Source organism: Hoeflea sp. AS16, assembly GCF_038900095.1.
Lineage (GTDB): Bacteria > Pseudomonadota > Alphaproteobacteria > Rhizobiales > Rhizobiaceae > Hoeflea.
This window is the reverse complement of the sequence record NZ_JBBMQQ010000012.1, coordinates 1-18,242: the sequence shown is the minus strand read 5'-3', so window position 1 is coordinate 18,242 and position 18,242 is coordinate 1. Positions and strand designations below refer to the sequence as shown.

General features: G+C 61.2%; 14 protein-coding genes. 9 read left to right on the top strand and 5 right to left on the bottom strand.

The window, feature by feature from the left end; genetic code table 11:
- Positions 1 to 92 precede the first annotated feature (92 nt).
- Complete coding sequence (locus WNY80_RS20650) at positions 93 to 344, top strand: CDGSH iron-sulfur domain-containing protein (RefSeq protein WP_342889297.1); 252 nt, start codon at positions 93 to 95, stop codon at positions 342 to 344.
- A gap of 124 nt (positions 345 to 468) precedes the next feature.
- Positions 469 to 2,805, top strand: coding sequence for a glycine--tRNA ligase subunit beta (gene glyS / locus WNY80_RS20645; protein ID WP_342889296.1), 2,337 nt, complete (start codon positions 469 to 471; stop codon positions 2,803 to 2,805).
- Positions 2,806 to 2,942: 137 nt separating this feature from the next.
- Here the strand turns inward: glyS and WNY80_RS20640 are convergent, their stop codons facing one another.
- Together WNY80_RS20640 and purD are read right to left on the bottom strand one after the other, a co-directional pair.
- Complete coding sequence (locus tag WNY80_RS20640) at positions 2,943 to 3,470, bottom strand: plant virulence effector HPE1-like domain-containing protein (protein ID WP_342889295.1); 528 nt, start codon at positions 3,468 to 3,470, stop codon at positions 2,943 to 2,945.
- Between the two features lie 98 nt (positions 3,471 to 3,568).
- Positions 3,569 to 4,846 carry a phosphoribosylamine--glycine ligase gene (gene purD / locus WNY80_RS20635; RefSeq protein ID WP_342889384.1) on the bottom strand — a complete coding sequence of 426 codons (1,278 nt, stop codon included), beginning with the start codon at positions 4,844 to 4,846 and terminating at the stop codon, positions 3,569 to 3,571.
- A 171-nt stretch (positions 4,847 to 5,017) separates the two neighbouring features.
- Between purD and ubiA the strand changes: the two genes are divergently transcribed.
- A complete protein-coding gene (gene ubiA, locus WNY80_RS20630; protein ID WP_342889294.1) occupies positions 5,018 to 5,992 on the top strand; it encodes a 4-hydroxybenzoate octaprenyltransferase in 975 nt (324 codons plus the stop codon).
- Positions 5,993 to 6,067: 75 nt separating this feature from the next.
- On the opposite strand, the gene WNY80_RS20625 is transcribed toward ubiA, so the two are convergent.
- Together WNY80_RS20625 and WNY80_RS20620 are read right to left on the bottom strand one after the other, a co-directional pair.
- The gene (locus tag WNY80_RS20625; RefSeq protein ID WP_342889293.1) at positions 6,068 to 6,634 is read right to left on the bottom strand and encodes a DUF6101 family protein; all 567 of its coding nucleotides are present in this window, start codon (positions 6,632 to 6,634) and stop codon (positions 6,068 to 6,070) included.
- A gap of 184 nt (positions 6,635 to 6,818) precedes the next feature.
- Entirely contained in the window at positions 6,819 to 8,252 is a 1,434-nt protein-coding gene (locus WNY80_RS20620; RefSeq protein ID WP_342889292.1) for an FAD-binding oxidoreductase, read from the bottom strand.
- A 242-nt stretch (positions 8,253 to 8,494) separates the two neighbouring features.
- Here WNY80_RS20620 and WNY80_RS20615 point away from each other — a divergent pair, with 242 nt between their 5' ends.
- Positions 8,495 to 9,784: a pilus assembly protein TadG-related protein gene (locus WNY80_RS20615; protein ID WP_342889291.1), complete on the top strand. Its 1,290-nt coding sequence runs from the start codon at positions 8,495 to 8,497 to the stop codon at positions 9,782 to 9,784.
- Between the two features lie 25 nt (positions 9,785 to 9,809).
- Here the strand turns inward: WNY80_RS20615 and WNY80_RS20610 are convergent, their stop codons facing one another.
- Entirely contained in the window at positions 9,810 to 10,784 is a 975-nt protein-coding gene (locus tag WNY80_RS20610) for an L-threonylcarbamoyladenylate synthase (RefSeq protein WP_342889290.1), read from the bottom strand.
- Positions 10,785 to 10,963: 179 nt separating this feature from the next.
- On the opposite strand from WNY80_RS20610, the gene WNY80_RS20605 reads away from it, so the two are divergent.
- From WNY80_RS20605 to WNY80_RS20585, 5 genes are all read left to right on the top strand, one after another.
- Complete coding sequence (locus WNY80_RS20605; protein WP_342889289.1) at positions 10,964 to 12,025, top strand: diguanylate cyclase; 1,062 nt, start codon at positions 10,964 to 10,966, stop codon at positions 12,023 to 12,025.
- A 223-nt stretch (positions 12,026 to 12,248) separates the two neighbouring features.
- Positions 12,249 to 14,030: an acyl-CoA dehydrogenase gene (locus WNY80_RS20600; protein ID WP_342889288.1), complete on the top strand. Its 1,782-nt coding sequence runs from the start codon at positions 12,249 to 12,251 to the stop codon at positions 14,028 to 14,030.
- Positions 14,031 to 14,078: 48 nt separating this feature from the next.
- Positions 14,079 to 14,837, top strand: a complete 759-nt coding sequence (locus WNY80_RS20595; RefSeq protein ID WP_342889287.1) for a crotonase/enoyl-CoA hydratase family protein — start codon at positions 14,079 to 14,081, stop codon at positions 14,835 to 14,837.
- A 161-nt stretch (positions 14,838 to 14,998) separates the two neighbouring features.
- On the top strand, positions 14,999 to 16,324 hold the full coding sequence (locus WNY80_RS20590; RefSeq protein WP_342889286.1) for a dienelactone hydrolase: 1,326 nt from the start codon (positions 14,999 to 15,001) through the stop codon (positions 16,322 to 16,324).
- Between the two features lie 731 nt (positions 16,325 to 17,055).
- On the top strand, positions 17,056 to 18,138 hold the full coding sequence (locus WNY80_RS20585) for an SMEK domain-containing protein (protein WP_342889285.1): 1,083 nt from the start codon (positions 17,056 to 17,058) through the stop codon (positions 18,136 to 18,138).
- The last annotated feature ends 104 nt before the right edge of the window (positions 18,139 to 18,242 follow it).

Sequence of the window (18,242 nt, the reverse complement as noted above, 5' to 3'; positions counted from 1 at the left end):
GATGTTCACGCGCTGTTGATGCCTGCGCGCTTGCACTCGCCTGCCGGCAGGATATCGTGGCTGGGTGTTATTCAAGCCATCAAGGAGTTGTCATGACCAAGGGTCACGTCGCCGGAACCGCGCCTATCCGTATCGAGGTCGAAGCCGGCAAAAGCTATTTCTGGTGTGCCTGCGGGCTTTCCAGCAAGCAGCCGTTTTGTGATGGCAGCCACAAGGGCTCGGAGTTCTCCCCGGTCAAGTGGACCGCCGAGGAAAGCGCTGCCAAGTTCTTCTGTGCCTGCAAACAGACCGATGGCCAGCCCTTCTGCGACGGTTCGCACAAAACCCTTTCGACCGACGCTTGATTTTCAGCGTGACACTGGGCTTTGCGATCAAGTCACATGCTCGGTTTTTGCGGTAAGGGAAGGTGACTTTTGGCGCAGCCCTTGCTAAGCCGCGCTCAGCAAACCATTGATCGCGTGAGACCTGATGCCCGACCTTCTGATTGAACTTCGCTCCGAAGAGATTCCCGCACGCATGCAGCGCAAGGCTGCCGGCGATCTGCGCAAGTATGTCACCGATGCGCTGGTCGATGCGGGGCTGACCTACGAGGCCGCGCGCGAATACTGGACGCCGCGCCGTCTGACGCTCGATGTCCGTGGCCTGACAGCGCGGTCGAAGGATGTGAACGAAGAGATCAAGGGCCCGTCGACCAAGGCGCCGGAGCAGGCGCTGGCAGGCTTCATGCGCAAGGCCGGACTGTCTGACATTTCCGAAGCCCATATTCACACTGACCCGAAGAAGGGCGATTTCTACGTCGCCCATATCTCCAGGCCCGGTCGTGATGCCGAGGAAATCATCGCCGACGTGATGCCCGGCATCATCCGCGGCTTCTCCTGGCCCAAGTCTATGCGCTGGGGGGCTGCCTCGATGCCCAAGGGCATGAGCTATCACGGCATTGAGGGCAAGGGCCCGGAAGCGCTCAAATGGGTGCGTCCGCTGCAGTCGATCATCTGCACTTTCGGGCCGGAAACCGAAGACCCGACCGTCATCGGCTTCAAGATCGATGGTCTGGTTGCCGGCAACACCACGTCGGGCCACAGGTTCCATGCGCCCGAACCGTTCACCGTGCGCCGCTTCGATGATTACGCCGAAAAGCTCGAGCGCGCCCGCGTTGTGCTTGATGCCGAGCGGCGCAAGGAGATCATCCTGTCGGACGCCCGCAACCTGGCTTTCGCCTCCGGCCTGGAACTGGTCGAAGACGAGGGCCTGCTCGACGAGGTCTCCGGCCTGGTCGAATGGCCGGTGGTGCTGATGGGCGAGTTCGAGGAGGATTTCCTGCAGATCCCCGACGACATCATCCGCCTGACCATCAAGACCAACCAGAAGTGCTTTGTGCTGAGAAAACCCGGCAACGGGCTGTCCAACAAGTTCATCCTGGTCTCCAACATCGAGGCCAGCGACGGCGGCAAGGAAATCGCCCACGGCAACGCCAAGGTGGTGCGCGCGCGTCTCTCCGATGCGCTCTATTTCTGGAACACCGACCAGGCCGATCTGCCCGACCGCGACAAGCTGATGGCCTCGGCCGAAAAGCTCGGGCTCGACATGAGCAAGCCGCTCGACCAGCGCATGGCGCGGCTGGACCAGCTCGACGTCACCTTCCATGCCAAGCTCGGCACACAAGGCGAGCGTGTCCAGCGGATTGTCAAACTGGCCACCGAACTTGCGCCCGCTGTTGGCGCCGACCCGAAACTGGCCGCCCGCGCGGCGCTGCTCGCCAAGGCCGATCTGACCACCGAAGTGGTCGGCGAGTTCCCCGAACTGCAAGGCGTCATGGGCCGCATCTATGCCGGTCTTCAGGACGAGGATGCGAGCGTCGCAGCCGCTCTCGAGGACCACTACAAGCCGCAAGGCCCGTCAGACGAAGTGTCGACCGACCCGGTGTCGATTGCAGTTGCTTTGGCCGACAAGCTCGACACGCTGGTCGGCTTCTGGGCCATCGACGAAAAGCCCACAGGCTCAAAGGATCCCTACGCACTGCGTCGGGCTGCTCTTGGCGTGATCCGGCTTCTGGTGGAGAACAAAATTGAGCTTGAGCTTCAAACAGGATGGCACGCAGCTTGGCTTTCTGCATTCGACAAATCCTATGGAGACGCAATAAAGCCGTTGATCTCCGCCGCCGTACTCCTGGGCAAGCAATTGCGGGCTGATGAGCTCAATTCCATCTTGGCGACGGTTGAGGAAACTGAACGGAGTAAGATCTCGGAATCGGCTCAACGCTGGGCAGACGAGTTGAACGAGAAAGAAGCTGATCTCTTCTCCTTCTTCCACGATCGCCTCAAGGTCTACCTCCGCGACCAAGGCGCCCGCCACGATCTGATCGATGCCGTCATCACGCCTGAGTCTGACGACCTCTTTGACATCACCCGCCGCGTCGAGGCTCTCGGTGCCTTCCTCGACACAGAGGACGGCAAGAACCTGCTGGCAGGCGCCAAGCGTGCCGCCAACATTCTGGCTGCCGAGGAGAAGAAGGGGACAGCGGTTGCCGCAGCGGTTGACCCGGCCCTGTTCGAACTGGATGAAGAGAAAAACCTCTACTCGGCGGTGAATCAATCTGTCAGCGCGGCGACTCAAGCCATTGAGAAGGAAGATTATTCCGCCGCAATGAGCGCACTTGCCACTCTACGTGAGCCCGTTGATTCATTTTTTGAAGCGGTGCTGGTAAATGCCGAGAATGACTCGGTCCGCGCAAATCGGCTGGCATTGCTGGCCATGATCCGTCAGGCCACCGGCGCTGTCGCCGATTTCTCCCGCATCGCGGGCTGAGGTGTTTTAGAAGTACCTTAAATACCCGAAGCCGGCAACCCCTGGAGGCGGGTGCCGGCTGGGTGCCCGTCGCGAGGGCCTGATCCAGGCTTGCGGGGCAGGGACGGGCGGTAAGGCCTCGTCCGGTCGGATAGGGTTCAGTTGAGCCGGAGCTCGTATTTCGACGGATCGAAAGCCACTTCAGGCGCTTCGCCCACGGCCGATGTCATGGTTTCTTCGTCAATGCCCGGAGCGCTGTTGGCAATGACCGGCTCGAACAATTCCGGCTCGCCCGCGGCATCCGCGGTCAGCGGCTGTTCACTGCCGGCCGGCGCGTCCGTTTCAGCGATCTGCTTGTCCTTGGGATCTGCCACGCCAAGCGCGATTAGGTCGGCTTCGCTGGCCTTGCGCACCATCGTCACCGGCGACCCGCCAAGCAGGTTCTCGGTCCGGTAGATCATCATCTCGCCGCCGATTTCGTGCACTTCGACAATCTGTTCGCCGGGCGCCAGTTTGATCTCGGCCTCCTCGGCGGCTTTTTCCGCGGCCTCGCGGGCGCAGGAAGGGCAGCCGATCTCGACGATGCTGGTGCGGGTATTCATGCTCGGGCTGTAGGGCTCGATCGAGGATGCGCCGGCCGTGCCCGCGCCCATGCACACAGCTGCGGCAATGATCAATCTCTGCATCGTGACTACTCCCCTTACATCCGGTTTTTCCGGTTCTGGTGAGTGCACTCTAGCAAGGGGCCGTTACGATCCGGTTTTTGGAAGCGGTTAACGTGACGTTAAATTTTCGTCTCGCGCTCGACCGCCCGCCAGCCGATATCGCGGCGGCAAAATCCGCCTGGCCAGTCAATCGTGTCGACCGCTTCATAGGCCTTCGCCTGTGCGCTGCTCACGTCAGGGCCATGCGCGGTGACATTGAGGACCCGCCCGCCATTGGCCACCAGCTGATCGCCATCGAGCGCCGTACCGGCATGAAACACTTTCGCGCCGCTGGCCTCTGCTGCCGCCAGGCCGGAGATCGGCGTCCCTTTCCTCGGCGTGCCGGGATAGCCTTCCGCCGCCATCACCACGGTCAGTGCCGCATCGTCCTTCCAGCGCGCCGAGACATGCGCCAGTTCGCCTTCCGCCGCCGCTTTCAGCAGCACCAGGATATCGTCCTTCAGCCGCATCATCAGCACCTGGCATTCCGGATCGCCGAAGCGCACATTGTATTCAATCAGCTTCGGGCCGCTCTCGTCGATCATCAGCCCGGCGTAAAGCACGCCGGTAAACGGCGCGCCGATGGCTGCCATGCCGCGCATGGTCGGCTCGATGATCTCGCGCATGGTCTGCTCGATCAGCTCCGGCGTCATCACCGGTGCGGGCGAATAGGCGCCCATGCCGCCGGTATTGGGTCCGGTGTCACCGTCGCCAACCCGCTTGTGATCCTGTGCCGTGCCGAAGGGCAGCGCGGTCTTGCCGTCGCACAGGCAAAAGAAGCTGGCCTCTTCGCCGTGCAGGAATTCCTCGACCACCACTTCCGCGCCAGCCTCGCCAAAGGCGCCCTCGAAGCAATCCTCGATGGCGGCCAGCGCCTCGTCCAGCGTCATTGCCACGGTTACGCCCTTGCCCGCGGCCAGGCCATCGGCCTTGATGACGATCGGCGCACCCTGCGCCCGCGCATAGGCCTTGGCCTTGGGAGCATTGTTGAATCGCTGGTAAGCGCCGGTCGGAATGCTCTCGCGGGCGCAAAGATCCTTGGTAAAGCCTTTCGAGCCTTCCAGCTGCGCGGCGTCTGCCGAGGGGCCGAACACGGCAATCCCGGCTTGCTTCAGCGCATCTGCCAGCCCCGCCACCAGCGGCGCTTCAGGGCCGACCACGACCAGGTCGATCTTGTTGTCGGCGCAGAAGGTGACGACAGCGTCGTGATCGGTCACATCCAGCTCGCTCAGTGTCGCATGCTCGGCGATGCCCGGATTGCCCGGCGCGGCATAGAGCGTCGAGAGCATCGGAGACTGGGCGATCTTCCAGGCCAGCGCATGTTCGCGTCCGCCCGCACCGATCAACAGCACATTCATCATCGATAGACTCCATCTTCCGTCGCGCGAGACGTGCGGCCATGCGCACGAGGGAGGGGGTAGGCAATAGCGCGCGCAGCGTCAAGGCAGCACGTGCGAACCGTGTCCAGCCGTGCTGCAAAGCTGTTGTTTGACTTGACCGTTCAACCATCGGGTGGCAACACTCCAAACATGTCCAACAGACCACACGCGACAGCTGAAAAGAACGCCCGCGTTGCCGATGCTCCGTCGGGCAACTGGGTCTACCGCGTGTTGCCGCGCGCACTCTGGCCGCATGCCCAGCTGGCCCGCTGGGACAGGCCGATCGGCTGGCAATTGTTGATGTGGCCGTGTTTCTGGTCCGCAGCACTCGCGGCCAATGTCGCAAGCTCTCCGGCCAACATCGACACTGTCTGGTCGCCGGCGATGTTGGTCTGGCACCTGTTCCTGTTCATGGCCGGCGCCATCGCCATGCGCGGTGCCGGTTGCACCTGGAATGATCTCGTCGACCACAAGATCGACGCCAAGGTCGCCCGCACCCGCTCCCGCCCGCTGCCCTCGGGCCGGATCTCGCGCGGGGCTGCCACCGCCTTCCTCGTGGCTCAGGCTTTGACCGGCCTCCTGGTGCTTGTCCAGTTCAACACGTTTTCGATCCTGCTCGGCATTGCATCGCTGGGTGTGGTGGCGATTTATCCCTTCGCCAAGCGCTTCACCGACTGGCCGCAATTCTTTCTCGGGCTGGCCTTCTCGTGGGGCGCGCTGATGGGTTGGGCAGCGGTGTTTGGCGAATTGGCGCTGCCGCCGCTGCTGCTCTATGCTGGCGCGATTGCCTGGACCATCGGCTACGACACCATTTACGCACACCAGGACAAGGAGGACGACGCCCTCGTCGGCGTGCGCTCCACCGCGCGGTTGTTCGCGGAAAACACCAAGATCTGGCTCGTGCTTTTCTATGGTCTGTTTGCCGCCATGGCGCTTGCAGCATTCTGGCTCGGCGCCGTCACCTGGCCCGCCTATGCCGGGCTCGCGGTTGCCGTCATCATGCTCGGCTGGCAAATCCGGGTGATCAATATCGACGATGCCGATCAGTGCCTGGCGCTGTTCAAGGCCAACAGCCGCGTCGGCCTGATCGTCTTTCTCGGCCTGGCCGCAGCCCTGCTCGCATGAAAAAGGCCCGGCCGCCTGTGTGGGGCAGGCAACCGGGCCGGTATCAGCCAGTGGACAGCGCTGATTAAGGAAAGTCTAGCGGCGGGCGATGATCTCGCGGCCCTCGATCTTCATGCGAACGCCCAGCTTGCCGGTTGAACGGCGCACGAGGAAGCGCGGCCTGCGGTCGGCAATCTGGCTGTGCCTGCGGCGGCGTGTCGGTGTGGCTGCGGATTGCTGATCGGAGCCATCGTCGAGCGGCCGGGCAACGCCATCGGCTTCCACCATCAGCATCGGCAGGCCGTAGAGTTCGGACCAGGCACGCCAGTCGGCTGCAATGTCATCGAGATTGTGGGCAACCAGCAGCGGGACAGACAACGCGGTGTCTGTGTGGTGCAATTCCAGTGTTACCGTGACAGTGCCGTCACCGTGGTCGATGGCACGCGCCGCAACGCCCTTGAAGGCCCGTGCCGGCAGCGCGATGGACAATGGCAAACCGGATTTCGTCAGACGTTTCTTCAGGACAGCGCCGCGGTTGTCGAGCGTCACCGAGACTTCTTCCCGTTCGTCACGTGCCGCATAAGACACGCGCTGTGGGAAATCGCCTGGGTTGAGCCGCAATTCGAACCCGGCCCATACGGGCTTCAAAACGGTATTGGTCATGTCAGTCGCCTCTGTAACTCTTGAGAGCCGGTTATCCGGTCTTCTCATCCGGGGCTTTTCGCCCTCTCACACGAAGCAAAATGACCTACAGCCGTTCCAGTCGGCTTAAAGTTTTGGGTTAAGAAAACCTATGTTTTGGAAATGGTTAGCGAAAGACCACCGTCCCATTTGCATTTTGGAAAGGTTACCGGGGCGCAATCACCTTGCCCGGATTCATGATGCCCTTGGGATCAAAAACGTCCTTGATCCGGTGCATCATCGCCATTTCCACGGGGGAGCGGACGGCCGCCAGTTCATCCCTCTTGAGTTGTCCGATGCCATGCTCGGCTGAAATCGACCCGTTCAATTTCAGAACAATCGCATGAACGATCTCGTTCATTTCTTTCCAGCGGGCCAGAAAGGTTTTCGTGTCCGCGCCCGGCGGCTGCGATATGTTGTAGTGAATATTGCCGTCGCCCATGTGCCCGAAAGCCACGATCCGCGCACCGGGCATGGCTTTCATCACCGCCGCGTTCGCCGAGGCGAGAAACTCCGGCACCTGCGCCACCGGCACCGAGACGTCGTGTTTGATCGATCCGCCTTCCGGTTTTTGCGCCCAGGACATCGATTCTCTGAGTTTCCAGAAATCCTGACGCTGGCCTCGGGTCTCGGCTGCAGCCGCGTCCCGGATCAGGCCCTGTTCATCAGCGGCCATGAACAACCCCTCGAGCATGGTGCGCGCAGCCTCCTGCGACTGGCCCGAGGAAATGTCGATCAGCACATACCACGGATGCGGCTCTGAAAGCGGATCGCGCACACCTTCTATATGGCGCGTGGTGAATTCAATGCCGATGCGCGGCATCAACTCGAAGCCTGTCAGTGACGGACCGCAATAATCCTGCGCCAGCCGGAACAGCTTCAAGGCCGTTTCCGGATCGTCCACACCGGCATATATGGTTTCGTGTCCGAGCGGCGCCGGAAACAGCTTCAGCACGGCGGCTGTGATCACCCCGAGCGTGCCTTCAGCGCCGATGAAAAGGTCGCGCAGGTCATAGCCGGTATTGTCTTTCTTCAGCGCCCGCAGGCCATGCCAGATCTCGCCGTCCGGCAGCACGGCTTCGATGCCGAGGCAGAGCTGTCGCATGTTGCCATAGGCAAGGACGCCCGTGCCGCCGGCATTTGACGACAGGTTGCCGCCGATCTGGCAGGACCCCTGCGAACCCAGCGACAGCGGAAACAGCAGCCCCGCCTCGCTGGCCGCCTGCTGCGCGCGCTCGAGCACCACGCCGGCTTCGGCGATCATGGTCTGGCCAACGGTGTCCAGCGACCGGATCTTGTTGAGGCGTGAAAGCGACAGCACGACCTCGCCCTTGCCGGGCCGCGGCGTTTGCCCGCCGACCAGCCCGGTGTTGCCGCCCTGGGGCACAATCGCCGTGCCGGTCTCGTGCGCAAGCCTGAGGATGGCCGCGACTTGCTCCGTGTTCGCCGGGCGCAGCACCAGCGGGCTTTCACCCTGGTACAGGCCGCGCAGCTCGACCAGGTAGGGAGCGATGTCGGAGGGGGCGACCAGGGCATTCTGTCCGCCGGTAATGGCGGCAAAGCGGTTGATCAGCGAGGGGTCTGTCAGAGCGTTGGGCATGCTCGAACATGTATCTTTGCGCTGCCGCCAAGTCGAGAGGCAGGGCGCTGTTTTGCCTTGCTCCGTTCCTCAGCTTCAAGCTTTTTCAGCCCGCTTGCGGTCAGCCCCGGGGCGCCGCTATCCCGCCGGAACATGCGCGCCCCGGCGGGTCGGCAACTCGAGGTGGGTCAAAGGCAAGCAACACAATTTAACGTTCCTTAGGGTATTTGCATCATAGTCGGACGAAACGATGGATTTTCACTATGCGCGATTTTTCCAGAAACAGATCCGGCAATTTTGGTATTCTTGCTGCCCTGATGCTTGTGCCGGTTATCGGCGCGGCGGGACTGGCTCTCGATTACACCAACGCGCTCTCGGTCAAAGCCAGGATCCAGGGCGCCGCGGATGCGGCTGCATTGGCGGCGGTCTCCGAAAGCTCCGCAGGTGTCAAGCAGGCCATGGCAATGTCGGGTGACGGAGAAGTTCCCCTGGGCGTTGCCGAGGCGGTAAAATTCTTCAAGGCCCAGCACGAGAACGACAGCGATTTCAGGCTTGATGAGCTCTCCGCGAAGGTCGTCAAGAAGAACGGCCTTCTGTATTCGATCGTCAGCTACAAGGTTACCGTGCCGACCACTTTGTCGAAGGTTCTCGGGCAGGAGCTTATCCAGGTCGCGGGCGAGGCCATCGTTGAATACCAGACCGAGATCTATCGCGATTTCTATCTGCTGCTCGACAACACACCGTCGATGGGCGTCGGGGCTACACCGGCCGACGTGGCGAGAATGGTTGCCAACACGTCCGACAATTGCGCCTTTGCCTGCCATATTGTCAAAAACGGGGTGGAAGACGGCAACAGCTACTACAACCTCGCCAAAAGGCTCGGTGTAACAACCCGCATCAATGTGGTGGCCCAGGCCGCTGCAGCGCTGATGGACACCGCCAAGGATTCTCGCAAGAGCTCCAATCAGTACCGCATGGGCGTATATACGTTCGGGGAAAGAGCCGAGGACACCAAGTTGCTGGAGGTTGTCGCGCCGACGACAGACCTTGCCAAAGCCAAGGCCAAGGCTGCCGAAGTTGAGCTGATGTCGATCCCCAAACAGGGATATGACAACGACCAGCAAACGGATTTCGACCGCGCGTTTAGCCAGATCGGCGCCAAGATGGGCGTCCCCGGATCGGGGCTCACCGCGTCTTCACCGGAGAAGATCCTGTTCTTTGTCTCTGATGGTGTTGGCGACAGCTACAAGCCCACCGGCTGTACCAAGAAGCTCACCGGTGGCCGTTGCCAGGAGCCGATCGACGTCAAGTCCTGCACGGCGCTGAAGAAAAAGGGCTACCGGATCGCGGTGCTCTACACGACCTATCTGCCGCTTCCGACCAACAATTGGTACAACAACTGGATCAGGCCGTTTCAGAACGAAATTCCCGAAAAGATGAAAGCCTGCGCATCGCCGGACCTGTTCTTCGAGGTCAGCCCTTCGGAAGGCATCAGCGACGCGATGACGACCCTGTTCAAGAAAATCGTCAACACGCCGTTGCTCACCGGCTGATCCGGGCCGTAACCGGACGACCGGTTTAGTTCCTGGGGGCCGCGGCCCGGTTCAGGCGGTCGTTGATTGCTTCGCCAAGCCCGTGCCCGGGAACCGGGGCAACAGCAATCCCGGTCGCACCCGTCGCATCCGCGCGCTTGAGCAGGTCAAACAGGTTCGCTGCGGCCTCACGCAAATCACAGGATGGCGAAAGGTCCATGACGGACTTTGCCTGGTCTTCGCCCGCAAGCGGGGTTCCTCCAAACCGGATGATGGCCTCCCCAGGCCTGGCTTCCGTCGCATTCAGCCTCAGCTGCGCATCCGGCGCATAATGCGAGGCCAGCATGCCCGGCGCGATGACCGGGCCGCCTCCGGATTGTTTGCCTGGCCGTTCGATCGCCATGCCTACGGCTTCCTCGATGGCTTCCACGGGAACGCCGCCCGGCCTGAGAAGGCGCAAACGCCCGTCGTTGAGCGCCAGGATCGTGGATTCCACCCCGATCCGGCAGTTGCCGCCATCGAGGACCAGGCTGATCCGGTCGCCAAGATCGTCAGCCACGTGTTGCGCGGTGGTTGGACTGATCCGGCCCGAACGGTTGGCGCTGGGGGCCGCCAGCGGGCGTCCGAACTCGGCAATCAGCTCGCGGGCAAACCCCTCGGGCATGCGCACCGCTGCGGTGCCAAGCCCGGCGGTGGCGAGCGGATGGATTTTCCCGGTCTCCTTGAGCGGAAGAACAAGGGTCAGCGGCCCCGGCCAGAATGCCTCGGCAAGCCGCTCGGCCAGTGGTGAGAACGTCACATGCGCCCTTGCCATTTCAATGTTGGCCACATGCGCAATCAGCGGGTTGAAGCGCGGCCGCCCCTTGGCCTCGTAGATCGAGGTGATCGCAGCCGGATCGGTGGCATCGGCGGCCAGTCCGTAGACGGTTTCGGTCGGGATTGCGACGGGTTCACCGCGCCGCAAGACTTCAATTGCAGCATCAAGCGTGCCGGGATCGGAAATCGGGAGAATGCGCACCATGACCTGTCCATTTTTCAGCGCATGCTCTATCAGCCGCCCCGCGCTCGCGCAATCGACCATGTTGCCGCCAGTACTTTCCTGTGGCGCGCGAAAGTTCAAATTGAAGCGATCTACTTAGCAAGCCCATAAGCTTTCCTCGCTACAACTGTTCATATGCATTTTTTCAATGAGTGACCTTTATGAACACGCAAACCTCAGCTGCATCTTCTATCGCACTTCGCGTGGCCACTGCGATGTACCAGATGGGAATCGAGGGATTGCCGCGCAATTATGAGCTTGTTTATGAAGCCTATTCCGGCACGAACCCGGAATTGACCAAGGAATTTGTCGCCCTTGGCAAAAACAAGACCCAGCGCGCGCTCGATGAACTGGGCAGGAAATATGTTCCGCATCAGCATGAAGAGACGCATCTGGCCAAGACAAATGACCGCATGCGCACGCAGATGACCACCTTCATGTCGCTTGTCGAGGAGGAGAAATCCTCTCTCACCGATTACAGCAAGATCATCAGTGAAGCCTCGCGCACATTCGCGTCCGACGGAGAGGTGGATCAGGAGGCGCTCAACCGCTCGATCCAGCAGCTCAGCGAGGCCACGGAAAAGCAGGCATCCAAGAGCGAAGCCATGATTGCCGAGGCATCCGAACAGGCGGCCCAGCTCGACGGGGTCAAGGCCGACATCGAGAAATTCGAGCGGATGAAGTTCGTCGACCCGTTGACCGGTCTCGCCAATCGCAGGTCCTTCAACAAAGCCGCCGCCCGCATCTACGCCAATCCCGAACTGCCGATGATGTGCGGCCTGGCCTATGCCGAGATTGACGATTTCAAGCGCATCTGTGAAGCCGATGACAAGGGCACCGGGGATTTCGCCGTGCGCCATGTCGGCCATCTTTTCAAGACGGCAACCCAGGCCGGCGATCTCGTTGCCCATCTCGACGGCAATTGTTTCGCCTTCCTGATCAACACCTCCGATGAGGCCGAGATCATGCGGGTGGTGGACCGTCTGCGCATTGCCGCCGGGGCCAAGCCTCTCATTCATCCCAAGACCGGCCGCAGCATCGGACATGCCACCTTGTCGATAGGCATCGTCATGTCGCCGGTTGCCGAAGGGGCAGGGCAGCTGATGAGCCATGCCGAAAAGGCAATGGGCACATCCTCCAGGGACGGCGGTGACCGGGTCACGTTCTATTCCAACACCGAGCACGCCGGAACCACAACCGGCTGGATGATCTACAAGCCCTGACCGGCAAGCCCCAGGCTGCTGCCTGCTTGTTGACGGCTATGCTCGCTGATTCCGGGTGCCTTGCGCCCCGTCAATCGCCCGGGCCGCATTTCACATGTTTGAATCTCCTCGAATGCGCGCTAAGTTCTACCTCTCAAATTGACGTTTACGTAAAAACAACTTAGCCATGAAAGCGGGCAAGATCCCGCCGCGATGCTCTGGCGGGCAGCAATGAGGAGATAACATGTATCGTGCGCCGGTAGACGAAATTGCTCACACCCTCAAATCTGTCGCGGGTCTGCGCAAGGCACTGGAAACAGGGCGTTTCGGGGATCTGGGGGAGGACCTCGTGGATGCAATCCTGGCCGAAGCCGGACGCTTTGCCTCCGACGAGATCGCGCCTCTGAGCGAGATTGGCGACACGCACGGCGCAGTGCTCAAGGACGGGGCGGTCACAACACCGCCGGGTTGGAAAGAGCTTTACCAGAACTGGATTGCAGGCGGCTGGAACGGCCTGACCGGGCCCGAGGAATTTGGCGGCCAGGACCTGCCGATGCTGCTCTCCGTGGCAGCCCTTGAAATGTGGAATTCCGGATCCCTGGCCTTTGCCATCGGCCCGACGCTGACCATGGGCGCGGTCGAGGCGATCGACAAGCATGCCTCCGACGACCTCAAGGCCAAGTATCTCGAAAAACTCGTCACCGGCGAGTGGATGGGGACGATGAACCTGACCGAACCGCAGGCGGGATCTGACCTCAATGCGCTCAAGGCGCGCGCCGAGCCGGTTGGCGACGGCACTTACCGGATTTTCGGCCAGAAGATCTTCATCACCTATGGCGAGCACGATTTCACCGACAACATCGTCCACCTGGTTCTGGCGCGTCTGCCCGATGCTCCCGCCGGCACCCGCGGCATCTCGTTGTTCCTGGTGCCCAAGTTCTTTGTCGGCGATGACGGCAAGCTCGGTGAGCGCAATGATGCTTTCTGCTCAGGCCTCGAGCACAAGCTTGGCATTCATGCCTCGCCAACCTGCACAATGATCTACGGCGACGGCAAGTTTGGCGACACGCCCGGCGCCATCGGCTGGCTGGTCGGCGAGGAAAACCGCGGTCTCGCCTGCATGTTCACGATGATGAACAACGCCCGTCTTGCCGTCGGCATGCAGGGCGTTGCGGTGGCGGAAACCGCCTACCAGAAGGCGCTGGCCTACGCGAAGGAACGCACCCAGGGCCGTGCGCCCGGCCACAAGGGCGAGGGCATGAGCCCGATCATCGAACACCCTGATGTCGCCCGCATGCTGATGACCATGAAGGCATTGACGCAGGGCGCGCGCGCCATCACCTATTCCTGCGCCGAGGCGCTCGACATGGCCCGCGTCAGCGAAGGCGAGGAGGCCAGGGCATGGTCCGAGCGCGCCAGCCTGATCACCCCGATTGCCAAGGCCTTTGCCACCGATATCGGCCTCGAGGTCGCTTCCCTCGGCGTTCAGGTGCATGGCGGCATGGGCTTCATCGAGGAAACCGGCGCCGCACGGCTGCTGCGCGACGCACGGATTGCGCCGATCTACGAGGGCACCAACGGCATCCAGGCAATTGACCTTGTGATGCGCAAGCTGCCGCTCTCCGGCGGCGCCACCGTGGCTGCGTTCATCGCCGACTTCAAGGCCGACGCGGAAGCCGCGCGTGCCTCCAATGCACCCGCACTCGAAGGTGTGGCCGAACAGCTCGACCGGGCCATCGCCGATCTTGAATCTGTCACCGCCTACATGCAGTCAGCACTCGCGGAAGCCCGCCAGACCGACGCACTCGCCGGCGCGACACCCTATCTCAGGCTCTTCGGCCTGACCGCAACAACGGCCATGCTGGTGCGCGGTGCGCTTGCCGACACGGATGCGCCGGAAGCTGCGGGCCGGGCCGCTCTTGCCCGGTTTGCCGCCGCCAATCTGGCGCCGGAAACCGGCGGGCTTGCGGCAAGTGCCACCGCCGGGGCTGCGAGCCTTTCGGGCGCCAGCGCCGCGCTGGCCTGAATTGCAAATTCCGGCCCTCGGGCCGGCGCCATACCCAGAGGGACTTTCATGACTGACCATATCCTGAACGAGCGCGCCGGCGAGACCGGGGCCATCAATGTCATCCGCTTCAACCGGCCTGAGAAGAAGAACGCCATCACCCGCGCCATGTATTCGGCCATGGCCAGGGCGCTGATCGAGGGCGAGCGGGATGACAGCGTGCGGGTGCACGTGATGCTCGGCACCCCCGGCGTCTTCACCTCGGGCAATGACATGCAGGACTTCATGGCCGTTGCCATGGGCGGCGCCGGCGGCACCGAGGTGTTCGATTTTCTTGGCACCCTGGCCAACATTGCCAAGCCGGTTGTCTCCGGCGTCGATGGCCTTGCCATCGGCATCGGCACCACCATCCACATGCATTGCGACCTGACTTTCGCCACGCCGGATTCGCGCTTCCACACCCCGTTTACCGATCTCGCGCTGGTGCCGGAGGCGGCCTCGAGCCTGCTCGCGCCCCAGGCGATGGGGCACCAGAAGGCCTTTGCACTGCTTGCTGCGGGAATCCCGTTTTCCGGCGAGGACGCCGAGCGTGCCGGCCTGATCTACAAGACCGTCAGCACCGAAGAGCTGGAACCGGCGGTGTTCGCCGCGGCCGAACACCTGGCCCGGAAGCCGCCTCAGGCGCTCGCCATTTCGCGCCGCCTGGTCAAGCAGGATCCGGCCCCGGTGGTTGCCCGGATGCGCGAGGAAGCCGAGCACTTTTCCAGTCAGCTCAAGAGCGCCGAGGCGCTTGCCGCGTTCCAGGCCTTCATGGCGCGAAAGAAGTAGCCGGTCTTTGCCGCTTCATGATCTGGCATCGTGCGACGCTCTGCGTTAGCGTCGCATTGTCGTTAAGGGGGGGCTGCCAGTCGACATATCGGGCAGGTCCTCTACACAAACGCGAAAGGTATACCATGCTCAGATTTTCTCCACTTATTGCAGCCTCAGCCATGACCATTGCATCTCTTGCCGGCAACGCTCTCGCAGCAAGCCACGAAGGCGCAGCCGCACCTGCCGTAAACCGCATCGATACCCAGCGCCATGATGCGCCGGAACTCTCCGCCTATGGCGATTACAAGATCGGCGTGCGCACGCTGGAAATGGTCAATCCCGGCCAGATCGACATCCTGGCCATCGACCCGGCTGCCGAAAAACCGGCCGAATGGCCGCGCTACGACCGCCCGCTGACCGTCGAGGTCTGGTATCCGGCGGATAGCGCGGCAGAGGGTTCGCACGAGCTCAAGGCCTATCTGCGCGACGGCAAGACCGAGGTCACGCTGACAGGCCAGGCCATGCGCGATGCCGCTCCCGCAGCGGCTGAACAGGCCTTCCCGCTGGTGATCATTTCGCACGGCTATCCGGGCAACCGGTTCCTGCTCTCGCACCTGGCCGAGAACCTGGCCTCCAAGGGCTATGTCGTCGCCTCCATCGACCACACCGATTCCACCTACCGCACCAAGGCAGCCTTCGGCTCGACCCTGGTCAACCGCTCGATCGACCAGAAATTCGTGCTCGGTGAAATCGCCCGCCTGGCTGGCGAGGATGGCAATTTCCTCAACGGTCTCGCCAATGCCGACAACGCCGCCATCGTCGGCTATTCGATGGGCGGCTACGGCGCGGTCATCTCCGCCGGCGGCGGCGTCACCCAAACAGCGGTCGATTACGCCTGGGGCGGCCCGCACGGCACGCTCGGCGTTCACCTGAGCGGCAGTGACACCCACAACGCCCTGCCTGATCCGCGCGTCAAGACCATCGTCGCCTTCGGCCCCTGGGGCAAGGAGCTGAACTTCTGGGACGAGGAAACGCTGAAGGGCATAGAAAAACCCGCGCTGTTCATCGCCGGCTCCGTCGATGATGTCTCCGGCTACGAGAAGGGCACCCGCGCCATCTGGAAGGGCGCCACCAGCGTCGACCGCGCGCTGTTGACCTTCGACAACGCCAACCACAATGCTGGCGCACCGATGCCCGCACCTGCCGAGGCCGACAAGGTCGACGAGGAGCTCGGCTTCAATCTGGCCGAGCACTACAACGACGCGGTCTGGGACTCGGTGCGGATGAACAACATCTCGCAGCATTTCGTCACCGCCTGGCTCGACCTTCACCTCAAGGGCGACGCGGAAAAGGCCGCCTATCTCGACCTGGTCCCCAATTCCAACGACGGCATCTGGGCCAAGCAAGACGACGGCACCGACAAGCCAGAGCACACCCACTGGCACGGCTTCCCCAACCGCACCGCCAAGGGCCTGCACTACGAAGTGCTCAAGGCCGGCGAATAGGGTTTGGGCCTCCGCTGGCCTGACGACGGCTAGGGTCATACAGAGGCGGCGCACCGGATGCGCCGCCTTTTTCGTTTGGGGAAAAATGTTCGTGTCACCCAGACACCCCAGCACGTTGACAATCTCGAACCGGCAACGTGGCTGCCGCGACCTCTAATCTCCCCCCTTGCGGCGGGGTCCGAAGGACGGGCGAGACCCGTGGCTCGCCCTCGGTCACGAAGTGACAGAGGGGGGTAAAGCCCCGCGTTCCGAAATTGCCGTCTCCACCGTCATGCCGGACCCCGATCCAGACAAGCGAAGCGACGTCGTAGCCTCCGGCATCCAGCAGACGAGCGTCCACGAGCCGGGAAATCAAAGGCGGCAGCTTCAAGAGTCCCACACCGCGCCGACGCGCGGTGGCTGGACCCCGGATCAAGCCCGGGGCGGACGGTGGCGGTCTGCTTCCGGCCCATTGCGGACCTTGATGCTATCTCCAGCCAATGGCAGGTCTGAGCCCGTTCGTTATCTACGGATCGGGGTTTTGCATCGACACATACGGCCCAATACCGATAAAAAGACTGGTTTGCTAAATGGCTGCGTCGTGCCCCGTATCGATCATAGAGATGGCCCTGCTATTGCCGAAGTGCGGATATCGGGGCCGATGGTGCGGGGTGTGTTAATTACGCTAACGGCAAGCGGCATTGGTATGTAACAATTGCACCACTAATTTTGCAGCTTGATGGAGTTTGTGCATGTCATCTAGAGGTTTCTTTGTCGGACAAGTCGTAGACGACTTGGATGCCATTGCCAGTCAAGTTCACCAGCGGTGCGCGCTAGGCCAATTCGACCTCAACCGAGTACTTGAAGACTTCTTCAAGGAGGTGCTGAATCTGACCTATGGATGGAACCTAAGCAACCTAAACAGCAAAAGAAGCAATGAGCCCAGCATTGATCTTGGTGACAAAGCCGCAAAAATAGCAGTACAGGTTACCTCAAGGACTGATGCAAAAAAAATAAATACTACTGTAGATAAACTAATTTCCAATTTCCCAGGTGAATATCAATGCGTATACATCCTGATGATCGGAGAGCGTAAAAAAAAATATAAATTAAACGCTCAGACACTGAAATTCGGATTCAATGTCGATGAGCATATCATCGACATGACAGCTTTGTGCCGCCAGATTATCTCACTCGAATTGCCCAAGCTTCAGTCCGTCCAACGCAAGATAGCCGACGAGCAGGCGCGAGTCAGGATTGAACTTGAGCCAAGGCTACCTTCTGGCGGCTATTCAACAAGCGTCACCGATTTCATCGAACCGAGGCCGGACGTGATGCGATCAGACGCGAGCATTTTTGCGACACATGCCGAAGTTGAGGGGCTATTCGAGGTTGATGTGGCTGAGGTTATGCTCAATGAGTTCATAGATGAACTCGCTCTACTACCTCGCTTAACCCGCGAATTCTACGGCTGGATGATCGACAATTCTGACCATCATCTTCGACCGAAAAGTGATAAACATCATATCAACGTCGATATAGTGAAAAACAGAGCCGCATCAGTCCCGTCCGTGGAGGCGGAGCTCCGAGTCCTTAATACCTACAATTTCATCGACTATGACGAACCAGATGACAACAACCGCTCTGGCCACTGGCGCTTACTATTCCCTGGCCCGAAGCATGGGAGTTGTTTCGGCGAAGGATTCATGAACTTCACCTGCGCTGAGAGGCTGAGTTGCAGTACCATGTTTCAAAATATGGATTTCCGCGTGTTCGGGCCGCCGCCAACCACGACCGGCAAGGTAGCCACCAAGAAAAAGAGAAGAGCCACATAGTTACCGTTGGTGCCATTTGCAACGAACGACAGAGGTGGCTCGGGAAAACTGCACAGCAGGGATAAGTGGAATTTCTGCCTGAGTTTGGCTTAGATGCCGGAAAC